General features: G+C 51.8%; 19 protein-coding genes and 1 riboswitch. Of the genes, 6 read left to right on the top strand and 13 right to left on the bottom strand.

Going from position 1 to position 20,922, the window contains the following annotated elements; genetic code table 11:
• Nucleotides 1-139: 139 nt before the first annotated feature.
• Nucleotides 140-1,036 carry a DMT family transporter gene (locus V9K92_RS17250; protein ID WP_337354781.1) on the top strand — a complete coding sequence of 299 codons (897 nt, stop codon included), beginning with the start codon at nt 140-142 and terminating at the stop codon, nt 1,034-1,036.
• A 494-nt stretch (nt 1,037-1,530) separates the two neighbouring features.
• On the opposite strand, the gene metF is transcribed toward V9K92_RS17250, so the two are convergent.
• Both metF and V9K92_RS17240 read right to left on the bottom strand, forming a co-directional pair.
• On the bottom strand, nt 1,531-2,457 hold the full coding sequence (gene metF / locus V9K92_RS17245; RefSeq protein WP_115052525.1) for a methylenetetrahydrofolate reductase [NAD(P)H]: 927 nt from the start codon (nt 2,455-2,457) through the stop codon (nt 1,531-1,533).
• Entirely contained in the window at nt 2,457-3,464 is a 1,008-nt protein-coding gene (locus V9K92_RS17240) for an ArsR/SmtB family transcription factor (protein WP_115052524.1), read from the bottom strand. The genes metF and V9K92_RS17240 overlap by 1 nt, the downstream gene beginning before the upstream one ends.
• Nucleotides 3,465-3,592: 128 nt before the next feature.
• Here V9K92_RS17240 and V9K92_RS17235 point away from each other — a divergent pair, with 128 nt between their 5' ends.
• Nucleotides 3,593-3,910 (top strand): DUF2293 domain-containing protein, encoded by a 318-nt coding sequence (locus tag V9K92_RS17235; protein WP_307279245.1) that lies wholly within the window; start codon nt 3,593-3,595, stop codon nt 3,908-3,910.
• Here the strand turns inward: V9K92_RS17235 and bluB are convergent.
• The 3 genes from bluB to ettA form a co-directional block, all read right to left on the bottom strand.
• On the bottom strand, nt 3,843-4,586 hold the full coding sequence (gene bluB, locus V9K92_RS17230; protein WP_115052522.1) for a 5,6-dimethylbenzimidazole synthase: 744 nt from the start codon (nt 4,584-4,586) through the stop codon (nt 3,843-3,845). The two genes, V9K92_RS17235 and bluB, sit on opposite strands and share 68 nt — an antisense overlap.
• A gap of 46 nt (nt 4,587-4,632) precedes the next feature.
• A riboswitch (cobalamin riboswitch) is annotated at nt 4,633-4,825 on the bottom strand.
• 26 nt (nt 4,826-4,851) lie between these two features.
• On the bottom strand, nt 4,852-5,460 hold the full coding sequence (locus tag V9K92_RS17225) for an MOSC domain-containing protein (RefSeq protein ID WP_337354780.1): 609 nt from the start codon (nt 5,458-5,460) through the stop codon (nt 4,852-4,854).
• Nucleotides 5,461-5,559: 99 nt separating this feature from the next.
• Entirely contained in the window at nt 5,560-7,209 is a 1,650-nt protein-coding gene (ettA, locus tag V9K92_RS17220) for an energy-dependent translational throttle protein EttA (protein ID WP_115052520.1), read from the bottom strand.
• Nucleotides 7,210-7,693: 484 nt separating this feature from the next.
• Here ettA and V9K92_RS17215 point away from each other — a divergent pair, with 484 nt between their 5' ends.
• The 4 genes from V9K92_RS17215 to V9K92_RS17200 all read left to right on the top strand — a co-directional run bounded on the left by V9K92_RS17215 (nt 7,694) and on the right by V9K92_RS17200 (nt 11,868).
• Complete coding sequence (locus tag V9K92_RS17215; protein ID WP_337354507.1) at nt 7,694-8,635, top strand: alpha/beta hydrolase; 942 nt, start codon at nt 7,694-7,696, stop codon at nt 8,633-8,635.
• Complete coding sequence (locus V9K92_RS17210) at nt 8,632-9,819, top strand: CaiB/BaiF CoA transferase family protein (RefSeq protein ID WP_115052518.1); 1,188 nt, start codon at nt 8,632-8,634, stop codon at nt 9,817-9,819. The genes V9K92_RS17215 and V9K92_RS17210 overlap by 4 nt, the downstream gene beginning before the upstream one ends.
• Nucleotides 9,816-11,465, top strand: a complete 1,650-nt coding sequence (locus V9K92_RS17205; protein WP_337354506.1) for a thiamine pyrophosphate-binding protein — start codon at nt 9,816-9,818, stop codon at nt 11,463-11,465. The genes V9K92_RS17210 and V9K92_RS17205 overlap by 4 nt, the downstream gene beginning before the upstream one ends.
• An 82-nt stretch (nt 11,466-11,547) precedes the next feature.
• A complete protein-coding gene (locus tag V9K92_RS17200) occupies nt 11,548-11,868 on the top strand; it encodes a lipid-A-disaccharide synthase N-terminal domain-containing protein (protein ID WP_115052516.1) in 321 nt (106 codons plus the stop codon).
• Nucleotides 11,869-11,876: 8 nt separating this feature from the next.
• Here V9K92_RS17200 and V9K92_RS17195 read toward each other — a convergent pair whose 3' ends face one another.
• The 8 genes from V9K92_RS17195 to V9K92_RS17160 all read right to left on the bottom strand — a co-directional run bounded on the left by V9K92_RS17195 (nt 11,877) and on the right by V9K92_RS17160 (nt 20,740).
• Entirely contained in the window at nt 11,877-13,187 is a 1,311-nt protein-coding gene (locus tag V9K92_RS17195; protein WP_337354505.1) for a UDP-glucose dehydrogenase family protein, read from the bottom strand.
• A 133-nt stretch (nt 13,188-13,320) separates the two neighbouring features.
• Nucleotides 13,321-14,382, bottom strand: a complete 1,062-nt coding sequence (gene mgrA, locus V9K92_RS17190; RefSeq protein ID WP_337354779.1) for an L-glyceraldehyde 3-phosphate reductase — start codon at nt 14,380-14,382, stop codon at nt 13,321-13,323.
• Nucleotides 14,383-14,483: 101 nt separating this feature from the next.
• Nucleotides 14,484-15,485 (bottom strand): ABC transporter ATP-binding protein, encoded by a 1,002-nt coding sequence (locus V9K92_RS17185; RefSeq protein ID WP_115052514.1) that lies wholly within the window; start codon nt 15,483-15,485, stop codon nt 14,484-14,486.
• Nucleotides 15,486-15,512: 27 nt separating this feature from the next.
• Entirely contained in the window at nt 15,513-16,574 is a 1,062-nt protein-coding gene (locus tag V9K92_RS17180) for a Gfo/Idh/MocA family protein (protein WP_115052513.1), read from the bottom strand.
• Nucleotides 16,571-17,410 (bottom strand): ABC transporter permease subunit, encoded by an 840-nt coding sequence (locus V9K92_RS17175; protein ID WP_115052512.1) that lies wholly within the window; start codon nt 17,408-17,410, stop codon nt 16,571-16,573. Before V9K92_RS17175 ends, V9K92_RS17180 begins: the two co-directional genes overlap by 4 nt.
• 10 nt (nt 17,411-17,420) lie before the next feature.
• Entirely contained in the window at nt 17,421-18,371 is a 951-nt protein-coding gene (locus V9K92_RS17170) for a carbohydrate ABC transporter permease (protein WP_336439766.1), read from the bottom strand.
• Between the two features lie 143 nt (nt 18,372-18,514).
• Nucleotides 18,515-19,774 carry an ABC transporter substrate-binding protein gene (locus tag V9K92_RS17165; protein ID WP_115052511.1) on the bottom strand — a complete coding sequence of 420 codons (1,260 nt, stop codon included), beginning with the start codon at nt 19,772-19,774 and terminating at the stop codon, nt 18,515-18,517.
• Nucleotides 19,775-19,828: 54 nt separating this feature from the next.
• Nucleotides 19,829-20,740 carry an N-acetylmuramic acid 6-phosphate etherase gene (locus V9K92_RS17160; protein WP_115052510.1) on the bottom strand — a complete coding sequence of 304 codons (912 nt, stop codon included), beginning with the start codon at nt 20,738-20,740 and terminating at the stop codon, nt 19,829-19,831.
• Nucleotides 20,741-20,922: the final 182 nt, after the last annotated feature.

The raw sequence follows: 20,922 nt of genomic DNA, 5'->3' as shown, positions 1-20,922 counted from the left end.
GTGACGGATGAAAGTCGCGACTTGTTGCAAGAATCGGGTGGCGACTCGCCATAAAATGGCTAAGGATTTGCAATCTGCTTACCATGAAAGGGTAATTGCCGTGTCCGTAGCTGATGCCAAAGTGCCGCCGACCCTTTCCATGTCCGGATTTGTCTGGCTGCAATTGCTGTTGTTAGGTGCTATTTGGGGTGGATCATTCTTCTTCGCGCGCATCGCTGTACAAGTCGTTCCACCCCTCACGCTGGTGTTGTTTCGCGTTGTCATAGCAGCCCTGGCGCTGCATATTTATCTTGGAAGCCGCGGTGTTAATTTCTGGGACTATCGTCGCCACGCGCTCGGTTTTGCCGGACTCGGCCTGTTGAACAATGTCATTCCCTTTTCTTTGCTTTTCATCGGGCAAACAGCGCTAGGTGCTGGTCTTGCCTCTATCTTCAATGCAACGACCCCTATCTGGACGGTCATATTGGCGACCATACTGACCGCCGACGAAAAGGTTACGGCAGCCAAGCTTGCCGGCATTTTCATGGGTATCGTGGGTATTGTGGTCATGATCGGGCCTGGAATTTTGACTGGCCTTGGCGGGCCGCTATGGGCCGAGCTTGCTGTCATAACCGCAACTATATCCTACGCCTTCGCGAGCATCCTGGCCAAACGCTTTAAAGGCATCCCGCCAACAGTAACGGCAACCGGACAGATGACAGCATCCACTCTTATCATGATCCCTGTCGTACTCCTCCATGACGGCATGCCGCATTTGGATGGGATTAGCCTGGGCGTCTGGTCCGCCATTCTCGGATTGGGGCTGCTATCGACAGCTTTCGCCTATATCCTGTTCTTTTCAATCGTGAAAGCTTCGGGAGCAACCAATGCCTCCCTCGTCACCCTGATTGTTCCGGTCAGCGCCGTTTTACTTGGAACAATTTTTCTTAGCGAGAAACTGGCGGTGCAAGACATTGCCGGAATGGCCCTCATCGCTTTGGGTCTGCTGATCATTGATGGCCGTATTCTAGCGCTTTCCAGAAAGCCGAATAGATAGAATTGTCATAAAATTTCTGTAGTTAGCCCGAAACTCCAAGGCTTAATCCTGTTCGAAATGTGGCAAAGCAACACGCTAACGAGAACTGCGGTAATTTTATCGCACTGCAAAATTTTACCGCCAGCAAAGAATTTTTTCGATTTTTTCGACATTTTCAAACGTTTAAATACGTTTAGTTTCAAAAACTTATCGTTGCTGTAGAAAAAATTTCTACACTCTTTGTCATCATTCGGTAATATTTGGGCTTTTTCTGTGGCGAATTTGCGCTATGTTATGGGGGTTAACTGCAGGAGACAAGCGATGGGACTAACTCGATCGATGAATGTCCTTATGATCTGTGCAGCGTTCGCATTTATTGGTGCAATGGTCGTAGGACTAATACCTTGAATTGAAATATGAGCGCTACGGATATGGTCTCTGACCGTTAAGTGAGTGAAACAAAAGAAACGGCCCGGTTATAGCAACCGGGCCGTTTCACTTTTAACAAGCTGTTATCAAGCTGCTGCACCGGCCAGATTGGATTGGAGTGCTACAGCTTCCGGACGAATACCAATGAGATGACAGATCGCAAAGGCGAGATCAGCCCTGTTCATCGTGTAAAAATGGAAATCCTGCACGCCACGTTCGACCAGATCAAGAACCTGTTCCGCTGCGACGGCTGAAGCTACCAGAGCATGAGTCTGCTCGTCATTCTGCAATCCATCAAACCGCTCTGCCAGCCATGTAGGTATGTGAGTACCAGCTTTGGAGCAGAAATTGGTAACCTGGGTGAAATTATGGATTGGAAGTATACCAGGCAAAATCGGAATATAGATTCCGGCACGACGCACCTTTTCAACATAGCGCTCATATTGGTCGTTCTCGAAAAAGAACTGCGTGATGGCACGCGTCGCGCCATTATCGACCTTGCGCTTCAACATATCGATGTCGGTAGCAAAATCCGGGCTCTCGGGATGCTTTTCGGGATATGCAGAAACCGAAATATCGAAGTCAGCGAAAGCTTTCAATCCAGCGACAAGTTCGGCACCGTTTTCATACCCACCCGGTGTCGGTTTGTAATGAGCACCTACGCCGCTTGCCGGATCGCCGCGCAAGGCGACAAAGCGATTGACACCCATGGCGGCAAATTCGCGGATTACCGTGTCCACCTCTTCCTTTGTGGCATCAACACAGGTCAAATGTGCCGCTGCATTCACATCGGTTTCGGTTAAGATGCGCTTGATCGTGCGGGCTGTGCGTTCACGAGTGGAGCCACCTGCCCCATATGTCACAGAGACAAATTCGGGATTAAGCGGAGCCAGACGCGTTACAGTCTCCCAGAGACGCTCTTCCATCACCTCGGTCTTTGGCGGGAAGAACTCGAATGAAACCTTGATATTGCTACCAAGATCGGCACGGCGGGATTGGCGGAAAAAACTCATTAGACACTCTCCGTAACGCGGGAGGTTGAAACAGGATCGGCAATTAGCAAGCGTGGGTCGCGTGCCAGCCACAATTTAACAGTCAGCTTGTCTTTATCTTTTGGTTGTAATTCCATGCTCTGTTCCAGCGTCAGTCCGGCTTCCGTCAGCCAGTCTTTAATCTGTCCGTCATGAAAACCGAGGCGCAAATGGGCATGTCTGTCGCGTAGAAATTCAAGTTCGTGTGGAGCAAAATCGACGATCAACATTCGGCCGGAAGGACGCAAGGCACGCGCAGCTTCACGAATGGCCTCGGCCGGATTATCAAGGAAGTGCAAGACCTGATGGATTGTCACCAGATCGAAAGACTCTCTGTCTACCGGCAAGGAATAGACGTCACCTTGACGGACTTGCGCGTTGGCAATGCCGGACTTCTCAAGATTTGACCGGGCAATCGTCAACATGTCGCGATTGATATCGATACCGACACCGCGCAAGTAGAGCGGAGCAAAGAGCTCAAGCAGGCGCCCGGTACCCGTACCGACGTCGAGCATCGCTTGAAACGGTCTTGCACCTATAATCTTGGTAAGGGCCTCTTCCACAGCGCCGTCTGGAACATGCAACGAGCGGATAGCATCCCAGCTTGAAGCATTCGCGCTAAAATAGGCAGCCGCACGTTCACGGCGCTGAAGCTTCACAGAGGAAAGACGTTCAAGGTCACGCTCCAGCAGGGGATCAGAACAATCCAGGCGATCTAGCAGGGAACGGGCAATATCTCCCACAATCAATGATTCCGCCAAACGGAAATAAGCCCAGGAGCCTTCCTGATAGCGGTTGATAAGACTTGCTTCAAAGAGCAATTTCAGATGTCGTGACACTCGCGGCTGAGATTGTCCTAAAATGGATGTGAGGTCGGAAACGGTTAGATCACCACGCGACAACAAAGCAAGAATGCGTAGCCGGCTAGGCTCAGCTGCCGCTTTCAACGTATCAACCATCAGGTCGAGATTAAGATTGTGCCGGTCCATAACCAATCCTCAAAAGACATAAAGATATGTTTATGTCATGACGCGACGATTGGCAAGAGGTTTTTGCCATTGACGACAATTTCTGCCGCGTCTGAAATAGGCGCCAGAATCAAATTAGAAAGACATCAATGAGTGCAGGAACGAACCGTCAGCGTTCAATCAACAAAGCGCTGACCTTGCTTTTACCCGCCGTTCCCTACTCCGATTCGGAACCAATACGCGCGGCCGCAGGTGCGCCCCATATGAAGACCTTGCCGCCGCCGATTGCCGTATGGTTGGCCGCTATTGCCCATGTGCGGCATCAACATACAGACTATGATGCGCTGCGCGACGAAGGCTATGACAAAGAGTCCGCTCGTTTCTTCGTGCTTGATGCGATTAATCGCAAACTGACGGAATGGCGGGCGACACGTCTTCTGGATCCGGATGAGGAAGATCCGAGCTGAGCTGGCCCCAGCCTTCTTCAAAAATAAGGTCCTGTAATTGGATTCTTTTGCGCCAGCCCTTTTTTTCCAGCTCCGGTGCATCAAAAAGCTCGTCGACATAGCCCAGGCATAGATAGGCAACAATCTCAACGTGATCCGGAATGCCTAATATTTGGCGCATGTCATTGTCGTGATAGATGCTCACCCAGCCAACGCCGATACCTTCAGCACGGGCAGCAAGCCACAAATTTTGGACTGCACAAACGGTGCTATAGACATCCATCTGGCGGTTGTGGGTGCGACCGAGCACGACCGTTCCACCGCGTGTCCGGTCGCAGGTGATGCATAAATTGACCGGCGCTTTAAGGATGCCTTCCAATTTGAGAGAGGCATACAGCGCCCGGCGTTCATCTTGAAACAGGGCCTTGGCTTCCTCGTTGGCTTTGGCGAAAGCGCGGTGCACTTGCCTCTTGCGGGCCATATCGCGAATTGTGATGAAGTTCCAAGGCTGCATGAAGCCTACAGATGGAGCATGGTGCGCCGCATCGAGCAATCGCATCAAAACATCATAGGCGATCGGTTTTGACAAAAACTGATCGCGGACGTCTCGCCGGGTATAAATCGCCTTATAAACGGCCGCACGCTCATCGTCAGTAAAATCACCCGCTGGAACCGGACTATCAAAAGCTTCGTGCATTGTTTGCTCCTAACAACGCTTGAGGCCCTCGCCGCCGTCCGCGCAGCTTGGGCTATGGGGTCCGGCCGGTCTTCTGACTTGGGTTCAGCTGAACCGTGCGCCTTCCTGTGGCCTCTCGGCCACCGTGGCATAATGCACGGTCATTCCCCTTACAGCGCTGGGCACGTGCCGGATTTTCACCGGCTTCCCGATTCTCCGCAATCGTCTAAATTGCTGGCACCGGACCTGTTTTCTATTCGCCATGAAAAGGCACTTGGCGCAAGCCTTAGACCCTGTAAATCCACTGTTCGGGAATACGAATATCAACTTTTTCACCGGCGCGTATGATCCCGGGCTTTTCAACCCAAGCGACGATACCCCGCGAGTGCTTGGACACGCGTACAAAATCCAATGCAGTGGTGGTTTCGTCAGGAGTACCCGCATGCGAAGCAATAGAACGACCAGCAATCTTGCAGGGCGCATTCTGTCCATCGACTTTCAACGTCACGCCACCTTCAAAAAACATCAGCGATCTGGGTGGTAGCATCGAAAGGGATGGAATACCGGAAATCACCATGTTTCCACCGATCCATTCAGCTTTCAGCTGAGGCAAGCTCATGCCTGCTGCGATCTCGTCAAGCTCGTCGGCACTCAGAATGGAAAGGTGGCGTTCGTTGCGCATCTCGGTGCCACGCGGATACCAAGGCTCACGTCCACCAGAGCGACGCGTCTGACCCGCGTGAAAGTCACCGACAATACCGTCAAAAGTCAGTTCCAGTGAATCTGTTGGAGAAGTGACAAAATCTCTGTCGAGTGCCTCAAATAGCCCGATCACACGACCACTGACCTTACGCGAAGGGACTATTTCGTCACGATTACCGAACAGGTCAGTCATCATTTGCTCCAAAGAGTTCCCTGCTTTAGAAAAGCGGCAAATTATCTGGCGATTACACCAGCAAAGACAACGGGGAACCTTGCGGTTCCCCATCTATATTTAGCGTGTCAGAGGCTTGTAGCTTGGGCGCTTTGGATTGACGCTATCGGGACCGAGACGACGAATCTTGTCGTTTTCATAATCTTCGAAATTGCCTTCAAACCATTCGACATGGCTATCGCCTTCGAAAGCCAGGATATGCGTCGCGAGACGGTCAAGGAACATGCGATCATGGCTGATGATCACAGCGCAACCTGCATATTTTTCCAAGGCATCTTCAAGTGCTGCCAAGGTTTCCGTGTCTAGATCGTTTGTCGGTTCGTCGAGGAGCAGAACATTGCCACCGGACTGAAGCATCTTGGCCAAATGCACGCGGTTACGCTGACCACCAGAAAGATTTCCAACTTTCTGCTGCTGGTCCGTACCCTTGAAGTTGAATGCTGAAACATAAGCCCGGGAGTTCATCTCATGCTTGCCAAGCTTGATGATGTCAGTTCCGCCGGAAATTTCTTCCCAGACATTCTTGTCGGCTTTCAGGTGATCGCGACTCTGATCGACATATCCGAGGTTAACAGTCTCGCCAACGCGAATAGTGCCGGAATCCGGCTTTTCCTGACCGGTGATCATCTTGAACAGAGTGGTTTTACCCGCACCGTTCGGACCAATAATGCCAACAATACCGCCGGGCGGCAGTTTGAAAGTCAGGTTTTCGATCAGCACACGATCACCGAAGGACTTGGTGAGATTTTCGGCTTCGATAACCACCTGACCCAGCCGTTCACCCGCCGGTATCAGAATCTGGGCATCGCCGGGGCGCTGGTCGTTAGCGGCATCAACGAGCGCATCATAGGCCTTGATACGTGCCTTCGATTTTGCCTGACGTGCTTTCGGGCTGGCGGAAATCCACTCGCGTTCGCGCTCGAGAGCTTTCTGACGGGAGTCATCTTCACGGCCTTCCTGCAGCATGCGCTTGGACTTGGCACCAAGATAGGCAGAGTAATTGCCTTCATAAGCAATGCCGCGCCCACGATCGAGTTCGAGAATCCAGCCGGTCACATTGTCTAGGAAGTAGCGATCATGCGTAATCAGAAGCACGGAGCCCTTATATTCGCGCAGATGTTTTTCAAGCCAGGCGGTCGTTTCAGCGTCCAAATGGTTGGTCGGTTCGTCGAGCAGAAGAAGATCAGGCTGTGACAGGAGCAAGCGGCACAAAGCAACACGGCGGCGCTCACCACCGGAAAGATTGGTTACTTCGCTGTCGCCGGGTGGGCAACGAAGTGCTTCCATCGCCATCTCAACTTGCGATTCAAGGTCCCAGAGGTTTTGAGAATCGATGACATCCTGTAACTTGGCGCCTTCATCGGCGGTCTCGTCGGAGTAATTCATCATCAATTCATTGTAGCGATCGAGAATGGCCTTCTTGTCGGCAACGCCATCCATGACATTGCCCATAACGTCCTTGGCTGGATCCAAATAAGGTTCCTGCGCCAGATAGCCAACGGTAGCGCCATCCGCCAACCAAGCCTCGCCTGTATATTCCTTATCCAGACCAGCCATGATTTTCAGAACTGTAGACTTACCAGCACCATTTGGACCCAGAATACCAATCTTGGCATCTGGGTAGAAGGACAAGTTGATATTCTCAAGAACCTTCTTGGTTCCATATGCCTTGTTCAGGCCGGACATGTGATAGATGAATTGGCGTGCCATAACGCGCGTCACTCCGATGCTCGGGATTTCTTTTGAATGAATTTGCGCCGTATGTAGGCGAAAGCCTCAGCCGTGGCAATGGATGCCCATCAATTTCGACCTTCGCCAAACGAGCGAAACCGGGCGCGGATATTTCCGTCACCCGGTTTCCCCTCTGGTGCCGCAACAGGAAGCGTCCTCTTCTCCCGGTAGCGGCCATGTAAACTAACTAGACGAAATACGTTTCGTCATTGCGACAACATCATCCGATTCGCGATTACACCGAAAAATTGCAATGCCCGCGAAACTCATATGCTTCAGGTTTAAAGTTCTGCGGCAAGTTTAACGGGTTTGCAAGGGGTTTTGCAAAATAAAATTGCACACCAAATCGCCTGACTAATAATTGAGCACAATAGTCCAAAATTAAGAATAGTTTGTAGATTGTTTTCCACATTGACTAATTTTACGGCACCCTCTCAACTGGGCGTCTCGCAAAGAGGTTGCCATGAGTTTTGATGATACCGACGTTTTGACCACCAGTACTGGTGCAGCCCTTGCAATACGACACATGCCCGCAAAGGGTCAGGTTCGCGGGATCATTCAAATAAATCACGGAGTGGCCGAGCATTCTTTGCGTTACAAACGTTTTGCAGGATTTCTGAGCGAGCATGGTTTTCACATTTATGCACATGATCATCGGGGGCATGGCCTGACGAGAGCACAAGACGCACCGGCGGGACGCTTTGCTGCAAAAGATGGAATGGACGCCGTGTTGCGCGATGTTGATGCGGTCAACAATGAAGCGCGCCTACGCTATCCGGATTTACCCCTGATCATTTTCGGGCACTCCCTCGGCGGACTTGTCGCGCTTAATTACGTTTTCAAACATCAAGAAAAAGTGGATGCGGCTGCAGTCTGGAACGCAAATTTTTCGGCCGGAATGTTGGGAAGGTTCGCCCAATGCCTATTACTGGCTGAACGTATGTTTTTAGGTTCTGATGTCCCAAGCATGCTGCTGCCAAAACTTACATTTCAGGAATGGAATCGCAGTGTAGCCGATCCGCGAACGGATTTTGACTGGCTCTCGCGGGATTCTGCTGAGGTCGATTTGTACGTGAAGGATCCCCTTTGCGGCTGGAGCCCTACTGTGAGCATGTGGCGTGATACATTCGATTTGGTATTCACCGGAGCAAAGGATAGCTTGTTGAGTAAATTGCGTCGCAACCTACCCTTCAACCTCGTTGGCGGTGCCAAAGATCCGGCGACAGCACAAGGCACTTCCGTCAATCATCTGGACCATAGAATGCGCAAGCTCGGCTTTATAGACGTTACGACCAAAATATATCCCGATACGCGCCATGAGGGCCTTAACGAAATCAACCGTGAACTCATCATGAGCGAATTTGCCAATTGGGCCATCCGCACAGCGTCAAAGGCAAGCCGATGATTGCTGAGCAAGCGGCAGCCCCGCTTAAAGGCATACGCGTTATTGAACTAGCCCGAGTGCTGGCTGGTCCATGGGCCGGACAGGTTCTCGCTGATCTTGGAGCCGATGTCATAAAGGTGGAAAATCCCTCCGGCGGCGACGAGACACGCGGCTGGGGGCCCCCTTTCATCACCAGCGCAGAAGGCGAGAACCTTTCCGCAGCGTATTTTCACTCTTGCAACCGAGGCAAGCGCTCCATCACGGTTGATTTTACAACCGCTGAGGGACAAGAAACCGTAAAAGCGCTCTGCCGAACAGCTGATGTTGTGCTTGAGAATTTCAAGGTGGGCGGACTGGCAAAATACGGACTGGATTACGCCAGCCTAAGCACTGAGAACCCGAGACTAGTCTACTGCTCAATAACAGGTTTCGGCCAGACCGGCCCATATGCATCGCAGGCTGGTTATGACTTTATCATTCAGGGAATGTCCGGCCTGATGTCGGTGACGGGCGACCCTGATGGCCAGCCTCAAAAAGTAGGTTTGGCAGTCGCGGATGTATTTACCGGACTCTATTCGGTCATTGCCATTCAGGCAGCCCTTGCCCATGCCGCTAAGACCGGTCAAGGTCAAATGGTGGATATGGCGCTGTTCGATGTCCAGTCAGCTGTTATGGCCAATCAGGCAATGAATTTTCTGGCTACGGGGAAAAGCCCGAACCGTATGGGCAATGCACACCCGAATATCTCCCCTTATGAGGTTGTTCCCACATCTGACGGACACCTGATCCTTGCTGTCGGCAATGATGGGCAATTCGCCAGATTCTGTTCAATCATCGAGCATCCGGAATGGGCGAGCGATGAGCGGTTTCTCACAAACCGATCCAGACTTGAAAATCGCACGATACTAACAACGCTCATCAGCACGGAAACCTCAAAAAGAACCCGGGCTGAGCTGCTGAACGCCTGTGCCAAAAATGCGGTGCCAGCGGGACCGATCAACAAGATTGGTGAGATGTTCGACGATCCGCAGATCGTGGCGCGGCAATTGCGACTTGACCTGGAAGACTCCCATGGCAGTTCTATCCCTTCTGTGCGAACGCCGATCATCATGTCACAAACACCATTGACCTACACACGGCCCTCGCCTCGCTTAGGCGAACACACTGCCGATATACTCCAACAGTTGAAGGACGCATCCGAATGAAGACGGGCGGTGAATTGATCGTTGAAGCTTTGGCCGCAAATGGTGCGGAGCGTCTCTTTTGCGTACCGGGTGAAAGCTATCTGGCTGTGTTGGACGCGCTTTATGACGCGAAGATCGGCATAACGATCTGCCGCGCGGAAGGCGGGGCCGCCATGATGGCGGAGGCTTGGGGCAAGCTCACAGGAAAGCCTGGAATTTGCTTTGTCACACGCGGACCTGGCGCGACGAATGCTTCACCCGGCATACATATCGCCATGCAGGATTCAACTCCAATGATCCTGTTCATCGGGCAGGTTCAGCGTGATGCCCGCGAACGAGAGGCATTTCAGGAGGTAGAGTACCGCCGCTTTTTTGCCGATACAGCGAAATGGGTCGCAGAGATTGATGATGCCCGGCGTATTCCCGAATTCGTAACCCGTGCATTTTCTGTCGCGACCTCCGGACGGCCAGGCCCGGTTGTTCTTGCTTTGCCTGAAGATATGCTCACGGACATGGTAGAAACCGTGACGGCACAAGCATGGCAACCCGTAGAAACCGGCCCGTCCGCCGCCAGCATAGAAAAGCTTGCCGACATATTACAGGCTGCTTCCAAACCATTCATGATATTGGGGGGATCCCGTTGGAGCGCAGATGCCGTTGCATCAATCACCCGTTTTGCCGAGAAGTGGCACCTTCCCGTGGGTTGCTCCTTCAGGCGGCAGATGCTGTTCGATAATCTACATCCCAACTATGCAGGCGATGTCGGAATCGGCATTAATCCGGCGCTGGCCAAGCGGGTGAAAGAAGCTGATGTTTTACTTCTTGTAGGCGGAAGGTTTGGTGAAATGCCCTCTTCCGGCTACACACTCATGGACAGCCCGTATCCCAAGCAAACCCTCATCCATATCCATCCGGATGCAAATGAATTGGGTCGGGTTTACCGGCCTGCTCTTTCGATCAATTCGGCGCCAGACGCATTTGCTGAGGTGGTCGAACATCTCGCACCGCCATCCAATATTAATTGGCCCGGTGAAGCAGAAACTGCCCATAAATCCTATCTTGATTGGTCCACGCCTCCGCAAAGCGGACCGGGCAAAGTCGCGATGGGACCAATCATGTCCTATCTTGAAACCGTCCTGCCCGAAGACGCAATCATGACCAATGGTGCCGGCAATTACGCGACCTGGTTGCATCGGTTCCATCGTTTTCGCCGTTTCGCAACGCAAGCCGCTCCCACATCAGGATCAATGGGCTATGGCCTACCCGCGGCGGTTGCTGCAAAACAAATTCATCCTGAACGCATGGTAGTATGTTTCGCCGGCGATGGCTGCTTTCTCATGAACGGTCAGGACTTCGCCACTGCGGTGAAGTACAACCTGCCCATTATTGTTCTCGTCATCAATAATGGCATCTATGGCACTATCCGCATGCATCAGGAGCGCGAATATCCTGGACGTGTGTCAGGCACGGACCTGACCAATCCTGACTTCGCAATGCTGGCAAGAGCCTATGGTGGTCATGGCGAAACCGTGGAAGCTACCAGTGAGTTTGAAGGGGCTTGGCAACGCGCGGTACAAAGCGGAAAGCCTGCGATCATCGAAATTCGTTTGGACCCGGAAGCGATCACTCCGGCCAAATCATTGAGTGACATCCGCAACCGCACATAATCCCAATGGTGCAGAGCGTCATTCAGTGATATTGAGCCCGCGCGAGAGGGAAAGCCCTCCCTGAATAATATGGAGACCAGCAATGGCCGAAGCATTTTCCAATTGGCTGCATACGGTTTTTATCGAACAGTTTGACGCCTGGATTTTACTGGGCTTTTTCGCTCAGGGATGTTTCACCATGCGCTTCGTCGTCCAGTGGCTCGCGTCCGAAAAAGCAAAGAAAAGCGTAATGCCTGTAGCCTTCTGGTTTTTTTCGCTTTTTGGTGGAGCGCTGCTTTTTGTCTATGCGATCGTCCGCAAGGACCCTGTATTCATAGCTGGCCAAGGCTTCGGTTTATTTGTCTATATCCGCAACCTTTGGCTGATCGCCAATGAAAAGCGAGCACTCACTCAAGATGTGTAAGCGGTGGCTTACCCAACAAGCGGTCTGCCGACTGAATAATATTCAAGGCCCGAGCCTTCGAGTTCCTGTTCATTAAAGACATTACGCAGGTCGAAGAGAATATTGCCGCTCATCAATTCTGAGACTTTTTTCAGATTAAGTGCGCGGTATGCGTTCCACTCCGTCAGCAACACGGTAATGCCGGCGCCTTCAATCGCATCATAGGCAGAAGTGCACCAGATAACACCGGGCAGAACCGGCTCGGCAGCGCTGCGCGCTTCCGGATCATGCGCCCGCACGGCAAGACCTGCATTCTGCAAGGCTGGAATAATATCAAGTGCTGGAGCCTCCCGAATATCATCCGTATTCGGCTTGAATGCGATGCCAAGCACGGCAATCGATTTGGTCCCGCTCTTTTTCGCAGCTTCAACAATCCGCTCAGCCATTGACCGTTTGCGCTGCTCATTGACAGTGACAACCTGTTCGATCAGCGTTTGAGGCGCATTCATCTTGCGTCCCGTTGCAGCGTAAGCTCGTGTGTCCTTCGGGAAACACGAACCGCCGAAACCCGGACCGGCATGCAGGAACTTTGAGCCGATGCGATTATCCATGCCGATGGCACGAGCAACATCCTGCACATTTCCGCCTGTCTTTTCGCAAAGGTCTGCCACTTCGTTGATGAAGGTGACCTTCATGGCCAAAAAGGCATTGGCCGCATATTTGATGATTTCAGCATTTTCCAAAGTGGTCACAATCATTGGCGTCTCACGCAGATAAAGCGGACGATAAACGCGCTTCATGGCAGCTGCTCCCGCATCGTCATGAACACCGACGACAACGCGGTCCGGTCGAAGAAAGTCTTCAACTGCTGAACCTTCACGAAGAAATTCCGGATTGGACACCATGGAAAACGGCACACCGGGCCGGGCCTTGGAGATGCGGTCGCGCACGATGGCATTGGTGCCGACCACCACTGTGGACTTAATCACAATGACAGCATTTGGCTTCATCGCCGCAGCGATCTCATCGGCTGCCGCGTAGATATATTGCAGGTCTGCTTCGCCGTCGCCGCGCCTCGATGGCGTGCCGACAGCTACGAATATCACGTCGGCATCTGCAACTGTCTCAGCGAGTTCGGTGGTAAATGTCAGGCGGCCGTCGCGCGCATTGCGCGCAAGCAATTCATCGAGGCCAGGTTCGAAAATGGTAACTTCGCCCGCCTGCAAGCGCTCGACAATAGCCGGGTTTTTATCAACGCATGTGACAGAGAAGCCGAATTCGGCAAAGCACACTCCCGACACCAGACCGACATATCCGGTCCCGATCATCGCAATCTTCATTGAAAAGTTCCATTCCGCTTGTTCAGGCTATTTCTGTTCTGCCGCAGACATTTCGCACAATTGGCGCGTTCTGCCAATTGCTTACATGCCCGGCGACCTACTCCGCCGCCGAAGCATTGTTCTGTCTGACGTGTCAGTCCAATTTGACCGGCTTGCGCTCTGGCCCTTTGCGTTCGGCCGAAGCAGCCCAAAGATTGACATTGGCATCGTTCGCATAGGTATCAATCTGAGCCAACTCCTCGTCGCTGAACTCAAGATTGTCGAGGGCTTTTACACAATCAATGACCTGCTGCGGCTTGCTCGCACCAATCAAAGCCGTCGTAATACGACCTTTCCTCAAAACCCACGCCAACGCCATTTGAGCGAGCGTTTGTCCGCGGCGCGAAGCAATCTCGTTTAGTGAACGGATATTGGCGATATTCTGATCGCTAAGAAAGTCAGGATTGAGTGATTTTCCTTGAGCAGCACGACTCTGTTCAGGAACACCCTTGAGATATTTGTCTGTCAGCATTCCTTGAGCCAGCGGCGAAAATACAATCGAGCCAATTCCCAGATCTTCCAAAGTATCAACCAAATTGTCTTCCTCGATCCAGCGGTTAATCATGGAGTAGCTTGGCTGGTGAATAAGGCAAGGCGTGCCAAGTTCTTCAAGAATGGCAGCCGCTTCGCGCGTGCGATGAGAATTATACGAGGAAAGCCCAACATATTGAGCGCGGCCAGACCGCACAATATGGTCCAAGGCCATCATCGTTTCTTCAAGCGGCGTATCTGGATCGAAACGATGGGAGTAGAAAATATCGACATAGTCGAGGCCCAGACGCTTCAAGCTCTGGTCGCAGCTGGCAATCAAATATTTTCGGCTACCCCATTCGCCATAGGGGCCTGGCCACATGCCATATCCTGCCTTGGAAGAGATAATCAACTCATCGCGATGGGCTCTGAAATCCGTACGCAGGATTTCGCCAAAAGCTGTCTCGGCAGAACCGGGAGGTGGTCCGTAATTATTGGCAAGATCGAAATGGGTAATGCCGAGATCGAATGCCTGACGGCAAATTGCCTGTTTGAGATTATGGGGTGTGTCATCGCCGAAATTGTGCCAAAGGCCGAGAGAAATCGCTGGCAGTCTTAGGCCGCTGCGACCACAGCGATTGTACTTCATAGTGTCGTAGCGCTTGGAATCCGGGATATAGCCCATAACATCGATCCTGTTCTCGTCAATAAGTATGCCGCGCACGAAGAGACTCTGCGCGGCGGCGACTATGACCCAAACAGTCTATGATGTCATGACATGAATCGTCACGATTTGATGACCTGTCCTTCGTTGTCAAAGCGATAAGTGCGCCCGGCATCTGGGGTTGCATATAGAATGCCATCAACTTCGTACTGATGCTCTCCGAACAGTCTGACCGTCAAAGGTCCAAAGTCCGTTTGGAGATAGATGATTGTATCAGCACCCAAATGTTCGACATGGATGACCGAGCCCTTCCATTCTCCGGATGTGCTGCTGACCTGAATATGCTCCGGGCGAATACCAATAGTTTTCGCATCGGTATGGCCAAGCTTTGCCGCGTCAATCAGGTTCATCTGCGGCGATCCGATAAAGCCGGCAACGAAAACGGTCTGCGGAGCATTATAAAGCTCCATAGGCGAACCTACCTGCTCGATCTTACCCTTGTTCAGCACGACGATCTTATCGGCGAGCGTCATTGCCTCAACCTGATCATGTGTCACATAGATCATGGTCGCCTTAAGTTGGCGATGAAGTCGAGCGATCTCCAATCGTGTATTTACGCGTAGGGCCGCGTCAAGATTTGACAATGGCTCATCAAAAAGAAACAGCTTGGGCTCGCGCACTATGGCACGCCCGATAGCAACACGTTGGCGTTGCCCGCCTGAAAGCTCTGAAGGACGACGCTCAAGATAATCGTCAAGCGACAACATGGAGGATGCGACTTTGGTGCGCTCCTTTATTTCGTCTGCGGGTTTTCCGGCCTGTTTCAACCCAAGACCCATATTGTCGCGAACCGACAGATGTGGATAAAGCGCATAGGTCTGAAATACCATCGCAATGCCCCGCTTGGCTGGCGGCGTATTATTGACCTTCTTGCCATCAATAAGAATTTCGCCAGCCGTCGCGTCTTCCAGACCAGCGATGATACGCAGCAGCGTTGATTTACCGCAGCCCGATGGTCCGACAAAAATGACGAACTCGCCGTCCTCTACCTCAAGGTCAATACCTTTCAGTACGTCCACATGGCCAAAAGACTTAACGATATTTTCGATCTTCAAAGAACCCAATGTCTTGTTCCCGTTTCTTGGATAAATTTATAGGTTTACTGGCTGACCGGTACGAACGCTTTCGTCGGCTGCAAGACACACGCTCAAAGAGCGCACCGCATCCTGCATGTGACGTGTAAGATCAATATTTTCCCGGATTGCCTTGAGGACATAGGCTTGCTCAAGATCGCACAGCTCCTGATGGCCGGGCTCACCAGCCATATTCAGCAACTCGTCCTGCTTGGTAAAACGACCATCTGCATCCATTGCTGCTGAGTGCAACTTTATCGTTGACGTCTTGGTATGGGAATCGATGTCATCTGATTTGGCATTCTGATCCATCACGATGGAGACACAACCATTGGGAGATATGACGTCTTTCACGAAGAAGGCGGTTTCCGAAATCATCGGACCCCAGCCGGCCTCATACCACCCCACAGTCCTATCATCGAACAGAACCTGGAGATGACCATAATTGTACATGTCTGGCGCAATCTCATCCGATAGCCGCACGCCCATGCCGCGTACCTGAACCGGCTTTGCATCGGTGATTTGCAACATCACATCGAGGTAGTGCACTCCGCAATCGACAATTGGAGACGTTGTCTGCATAAGCGCCTTATGCGTGTTCCAAGTTGCACCACTGGATTGCTGATTGAGATTCATCCGGAAAACATAAGGTCCGCCGAGTTTTCGGGCCTCTTCAATCAGCCGAACCCATGACGGATGGTGGCGCAATATGTAACCAATCACCAGTTTACGGCCATATTGCTTGGCGGCAGCTACCACACGCTCCGCATCGGCAACTGTTGTAGCCAATGGCTTTTCAACGAAGACATCCGCCCCCGCTTTCATTGCCGCCACAGCATAGTCTGCATGGCTGTCGGAATAGGTATTGATGGACACCAGTTCCGGTTTGAGCTCCGCCAAGGCTGCCTCAAATGATTGGTGAATCGTGTACCCTTCAAGTTCCGGCTGCAAGGGCACGACAGATCTGTTTACCAACCCAACGATCTCAAATCCCGGATTATTATGGTAGGCGAGCGCATGACTGCGGCCCATATTGCCAAGCCCGGCAACAAGAACGCGGATCGGCTTTTGTTCGCTCATTTCACGGCTCCTGCTGTGATGCCGCGGATCAACTGCCGCGAAAAGATAAGGTAAAGGACAAGCACCGGCACAATCGCCAGAGTAAGTGCAGCAAGAACAGCATTCCAGTTAGTCACGAACTGACCGATAAAGACCTGACTGCCAAGCGTAATCGTCTTGGTCGCGTCGCTGGGCGCAAGGATCAGCGGGAACCAGAGATCGTTCCAGATCGGTATCATGGTAAAGACAGCGACAGTTGCCATGGCTGGCCTTATCAACGGCAAAACAAGACGGAAGAATATGGAATATTCCGAAAGGCCGTCGATACGTCCGGCATTCTTCAAATCATCGGAAACCGTTTGCATAAATTCAGTAAGGATGAATACGGCTAGCGGAAGACCCTGTGCAGTATAAACCAGAATGAGCGCGGTCAACGTATTGACCAGACCGGCCGCTACCATTCCCTGCAGGATAGCGACTGTGCCCAGCCGAATCGGGATCATGATACCAAGTGCAAGATAAAGTCCCATTAGGGTATTGCCGCGGAAACGATATTCCGACAATGCAAAGGCTGCCATTGCCCCAAACAACAGAACGAAAAAGATCGATACGGCAGTGACGATAAAACTGTTTTGAAAATAGAGTATGAAATCGCCTTGCTTCAGCACTGTTTCATAACCAACGAGACTGAAAACCGATGGAGTCGGCAATCCTAAAGGATCGCGGAAGATCGATGCGCGATCCTTGAAAGAATTGATGACGGTCAGGAACACGGGGAATAACGCGATAAGCGTGTAAGTTATCAACGCGAGGTGGACGAGACCGGTCCGAACTGGGGATGTCGTGGTTTTTGCCATGATCGTAATCCTAAAACTGATACCGGCGCATGCGCCGCTGAATGGCAAACAGATAGAGGCAAACGCCAGAGAGGATGATGAGGAACATCACCGTCGCGATGGTTGCGCCCATGGACTTGTCACCGATCTGAAGCTGGAAGCCAAAGAATGTACGGTAAAGCAACGTTCCGAGAATATCGGTCGCTCCATCCGGCCCTGCCAGTGCACCTTGCACGGTATAAACCAGATCGAACGCGTTGAAATTGCCCACAAAAGTAAGGATCGAGATGATGCCGATGGATGGCAATATCAGCGGAAGCTTGATCTTCCAGAATTGGCTCCATCCGGTAACACCGTCGCACTCTGCTGCTTCCAGAACTTCGTCCGGAATGTTCAGCATGGCCGCGTAAATCAACATCATCGGTATGCCGACATACTGCCACACTGAAATCAGTGACACCGCAATCAATGCTGAACCGGGCTTGCCGAGCCATGGCGAGAAAAGTGATTTGAGGCCAATCAAATCCAAAAGGAATGGCGAGACGCCCCATATCGGTGAAAGAATGAGCTTCCAGATAAACCCGACAATGACAAATGAAAGCAGCGTCGGCAGAAACAAAGCGGTGCGGTAGAAGGCACCAAAGCGCAATTTTGGCACGGATAGAAGCGCTGCCAATGCAACCCCGATTGGATTTTGCACGACCATGTGAATGAAAAAGAAGATGAAGTTATTCTTAAGTGCGTTCCAGAAGCTTGCCGCCCAACGCGGATCTCCAAACAGCACAGCAAAATTGTCCAAGCCCACAAAGACGCTTTGGCCATCTTTGACGTTGAACAGCGAAAGACGCAGTGTTTCGATGAGCGGAAGGATCATCACCGCCGTGTAGACGAGCAAAGCTGGTGTCAAAAATACCAATATGTGCCAGCGCCAAGGACGCTTATCGTTGCCGCGGTCGGCCGATGCTTGCTCGACTGTGCTCATGGATAACAGAACCCCTGCTTTTGGTTTTGGCCGCATCATGAAACGGCGTGCGACTGCCGTGGAAAACCATCAAGTCGAATAATCGACGTTTTACTCAAAGCATAAACGGGGCATCAGGCGATGCCCCGTTTATGATCAAGTGCTTATTTGGCAGGCTTGTACCAGCTGTCCAGACCGTCTTGCAGCTTCTTGGCTGCTGCTTCAGGCGTGTCGGTACCATTGATCACGTTAGCAGATTCTACCCATGTCTCGTTTTCGAGATTAGGTGTGCCGCGCGACAATATCTGGTAAGTTGAACGGATTGTTGGCTTGCACTTTTCGCGCCAGGAAACGAACTCCTGCGCCAATGGATCCTGCATCTTTACCGGCGTCGAGTTCAGGCTGAAGAAGCCAGGCAGCGCATTGGCATAGATGTCGGCGAACTCGGGCGAAGCGACCCAATCGAGGAACTTCTTGGCTTCTTCCGGATGTTTGCTCTTGGCGTTCAGACCCGCGCCAATATCGTTATGATCCGAGATGTAGCATGCATCGCCAGCATTTTTCACGGGTGGCGGGAATGCCCCCATTTTGAACTGAGCCTGCGTATTGAAAAGGCCAATTTCCCATGAACCAGCTGGATAGATTGCAGCACGACCCAAGGTGAACAGATTCTGGCTGTCCGGATAGGTCTGAGCTTCAAAACCATCGCCCAGATAATCTTTCCACTTCAGCAAAACCTTGTAAGGCTCGACCCAAGGGGCGTCCGTCAGCTTTTCCTCGCCCTTAATCAGCTTGGCGCGGCCTTCTTCACCCTTCCAATATGTCGGGCCGATATTCTGGTAGCCCATGGTTGCGGCTTCCCAAAGGTCTTTCGTACCCATTGCCATTGGAATATAGGTGCCATCGGCCTTGATCTTGTCTAGCGCTGCAAAGAATTCAGCTTCGGTCGTCGGAATAGCAATGCCAAGCTTATCAAAGGCATCCTTGTTGTAGATGAACCCATGAATAACCGAGGCCATCGGTACGCAGAATGCGTCCTTGCCATCATCAGTCGTCCACGCAGCCTTGGCAACGTCGGAGAAATTTTTCATGCCGGGGAGATCAGTGAGGCTGGCGAGATTGCCGCGTTTGAACTGTTCAAGCGACTTGTCAAACGGACGGCAAGTGATGATATCGCCAGCGCTGCCTGCATCAAAACGCGCACCAAGGGCGGCATCATATTCGGTGGGCGGTGTTGGCGCGAATTTAACCTTGATGCCGGGATTCTTTGCTTCGAACGCTGGGATCAGCTTTTCCTGCCAGATGGCAAGATCATCCGTACGCCAGCTTTCAATTGTAAGCTCGGTATCAGCGGCATGAGCAAAACCGGCTGTTGCCAGGATGCTTGTCGCCATTAGCAGTGATTTTAGTGTCTTGCTTCCCATTTTAGTCTCCTGTTGCACCCTCATGAGTAGTGCCGTTAATGAGAACCCGGGCCCCTAGCGGGACCCAAGGATCTCTTTCAGTTCCGAAAGCGCCGGGCGAAGCCTCTGTTGATTGCTTTCGAGAATTCTTGTTGCTTTGTTCGCATCTTTTGCGCCGGCAGCGAGTAGTACCGCCTCTTTTACTGAGCCGCCGCTTGCATCAAGCCATTTTGCAGCTTCACCCGGATCGCAAACGCTTATTGCCGAGACAATCCGAACCGCCCTCTCGCGCAATTTAATGTTGTCCGCAACCAGATTGACCATGTAGCCGTCATGCACATGCCCAAGATGGATCGCCATCAGGGTAGATAACAAATTAAGGGCGATTTTCTGCGCCGTACCGGCACCCATCCTGGTCGAACCCGCGACCATTTCCGCCGGAGTTTCCAATGCAATGGCAACATCAGCACCGTCAAAGATCGGTGCGTTACGATTATTGGCAATCGAAATGATTTTAAGCCCGCGCTTCCTGGCTTCGTCAATTGCTGCCAGAGCATAAGGCGTTGTACCGCTTGCCGACACCGCTATCAGACAATCGCCTGCCCTCAAGTCTGCCTCGGCGATGTCTTTGGCAGCTTGACTAACGTCATCCTCATAGGTTCCGGCAAGACGATTAAGGCTGGCAATACCTCCAGCGATCAGAATGACAATCCTGTCCGGGGCGATACCATAGGTGCCAGGAATTTCCAGCGCATCGGCCAGAGCCATGAGACCTGAACTTCCTGCAGCTGCATATACCAACCTGCCGCCACCCGAAATGGTTTCAGCAGCGATCTGTGCCGCCTCCGCAATTGGTTCCAACGCATTGGCGACGACTTCTGCAGCAGCGATTTGCGCATCAAGCAGCAAACGTACAACAACGTCCGGCGACTTCTCGTCAAGACCGGTCGCTCTATCATTGCGTTGCTCGGTGCGGCTAGGTTCCACTCTGCTCTCCTCGTTTTTATAATTAATGCCAAAAAAATACCACTTGTCCAGTAAATCTTAAAAAAATCCTACAGTCATTTGCATCGGTGTAATTTTATGCATATATAACAATGCATTATAGAAAAATTTGAAAATACGTAAATTAACGCTTGGCTATTGGTACTTTATTGGTATTCTATTTA

This window comes from Phyllobacterium sp. CCNWLW109 (assembly GCF_037203905.1).
In the GTDB taxonomy this organism is placed as follows: domain Bacteria; phylum Pseudomonadota; class Alphaproteobacteria; order Rhizobiales; family Rhizobiaceae; genus Phyllobacterium; species Phyllobacterium ifriqiyense.
Note: the sequence above shows the minus strand (reverse complement) of the source record. Positions and strands in the feature narration are given on the sequence as shown.